Raw genomic sequence first — 1,083 nt, 5'->3', positions numbered from 1 at the left:
TGTCCGTCGTCGAATGATTTGGAACAGGCGGCCTGATTTTGGACGAGAGGGTCCTGGCGCACCGGTTTGAGATTATGCCGCCTGACGCTGATGGTTCAAGCGGCGGTTCTGGATGGTCTCTTTTCTGATCTTCTCCCTTTCTGCCAGGATTTTGGGGCCACGCCCGAAATAGACATCTGCCGGGGTCAAGTTGCCGAGGCTCTCGTGATAGCGATGGTTGTTGTAATGCTCGACAAAGGCGGCGATTGCCTCTTCGAGCTGACCCGGAAGGTAATAATTCTCGAGCAGGATGCGGTTCTTCAGCGTCTGGTGCCAGCGCTCGATCTTGCCCTGGGTCTGGGGATGTCCCGGCGCGCCATGGACCTGTTCGACGCCCCTTTCCTCAAGCCAGTCGGCCAGATCCCCCGCGATATAAGCACCGCCGTTATCGGAAAGCAGACGTAGCTTTTGCTGTGGCCTGCTACCGCCGCTGCTCGATGCATCCAGCGCCATGCCCACCGTGCTGGTCACATCGGCCACCTTCATATCGGTGCAAAGCTTCCAGCTGACGATGTAGCGGGAATAGTCGTCGAGAATGGTCGAGAGATAGAACCAACCCCAGCCAATGATCTTGAGATAGGTGAAGTCGGTCTGCCACATTTGGTTCGGCGCCGTGGTCTTGTCTCTGAACTCCTCGCCAGCCTTGATCACGATATGGGCCGGGCTGGTAATCAGGTCATGCGCTTTCAGGAGCCGATACACGGAAGCTTCTGACACGAAATAGCTTTTGGTATCAGTGAACTGCACGGCCAACTCTCTGGGCGACAGCTCCGGTTCATCCAGAGCCATCTCGATGATCTGGCCCCGCATCTCATCGGGGATCCGGTTCCAGACCCGGCTCGGCCGACTTGGCCGATTCTCAAGCCCTTCGGGGCCACCTGTCACGTATCGATCATACCAGCGGTAGAAGGTGGTAGGTGCGATCCCCAGCTTTGTCAGGGTGCGTCGCACCGAAAGATGCGAGCCCTCGACCAGCCGAATGATCTCAAGCTTTTCAGAGGCTGGATATCTCATGCGTCGTCGCCCCCAGCCCCGCTCATGCTT

The 1,083-nt window shown here is 57.7% G+C and carries 1 protein-coding gene; it reads right to left on the bottom strand.

The genetic code is table 11. The annotated features are described in order from the left end of the window. Window positions 1–72 precede the first annotated feature (72 nt). Window positions 73–1,083 (bottom strand): IS3 family transposase (locus GL300_RS26065; protein WP_155042580.1); only part of this gene is annotated, 1,011 nt, incomplete at its 5' end.

It is taken from the genome of Paracoccus litorisediminis (assembly GCF_009711205.1).
In the GTDB taxonomy this organism is placed as follows: domain Bacteria; phylum Pseudomonadota; class Alphaproteobacteria; order Rhodobacterales; family Rhodobacteraceae; genus Paracoccus; species Paracoccus litorisediminis.
The sequence above is the reverse complement of the archived record's forward strand: the minus strand, read 5'-3'. Positions and strand labels throughout refer to the sequence as shown.